The sequence below is a fragment of the Haemophilus sp. HMSC61B11 genome, from assembly GCF_001838615.1.
Lineage (GTDB): Bacteria > Pseudomonadota > Gammaproteobacteria > Enterobacterales > Pasteurellaceae > Haemophilus_D > Haemophilus_D parainfluenzae_AD.
Genome location: NZ_KV838004.1, coordinates 1 through 968 on the forward strand (window position 1 = coordinate 1; position 968 = coordinate 968).

Genomic DNA, 968 nt, shown 5'->3' on the forward strand with positions numbered 1-968 from the left:
GCGGTTGACACGAAAACCACGTGGGCGGGGAAGGAAAAAGGCAAAAACCACAAAGGGAATTAAAATGATATCAAGAATAAAATCTTTTAATGGTGATTTAGAAAGGATGCCTTGTTTATACTCTTCATAGCTCATTGGTGGATCTATGAATGGATTATTTTCTTCTTGTGCTATTTTATAATGACGATCTGCCATTTCTTTATAATTCAGATATTGTGCCATTGCAGGCTTATCAGGATTGAAAGCCCATTCATAATCACTTTTTGCCTCGAGATATTGGCTATAAAATGGAATGCCAGATGAACCATGAAATACATTAATGAGTGTCATGCCAATTAAAACAAAACGAATAAATCCACGAGCATAACCATCAAAAATGGAATCTCGAATCTCGATCTCATTATCGCCTCGTTTACGAATAGAATAGGCAATGTCTTTGTTTGGATTAATAAAAATCCTACTGAAAAACTCCCCGAGTTTATCTAGCCAGTCTTTGTTTTCTTGTTCTGCCATGTTTTCTTTATTTATCTCAAATAAAAGTGCGGTTGATTTTCTAAGCGTTTTAAAACGTTGAAAAATTTTACCGCACTTTGTTTTAAATTGGTTATTTTACTTCGTTATCCAACTCTTCCCGCAAATGACGTTCATTGATGAGTTTTTGTGTTGCGCGGCGTTCGTTGAACCAGCCTTGTTTTTGATTCGGGGTTTTCTTATTCCATTCGGCAAGCGCTAGGTCAATGGCTCGGTCGGCTTTTTTACGGCTAAACGGCACGCGCAGTGCAAAGGCATTACATAAAGCAATGTTAAATTTTAAGCCGAAGTTTTTAAAATCTCTGCCTACATACTTTAAAAATTCAGGATTGTCTTCCGTGAGATAGGCGCGAATAGCACGTAGGATTTGGGCATTGTGTTCAGAACTTGGACTCGGATATACGCCGAAAAGCGCAGTAACACGACGTTTGGAAAGG

At 38.0% G+C, this 968-nt stretch carries 2 pseudogenes; both read right to left on the reverse strand.

The features are described from left to right. Positions 1-513, reverse strand: a pseudogene (locus HMPREF3263_RS10440) (hypothetical protein); the annotation flags it as partial. A gap of 91 nt (positions 514-604) precedes the next feature. After that, positions 605-968, reverse strand: a pseudogene (locus HMPREF3263_RS10445) (hypothetical protein); the annotation flags it as partial.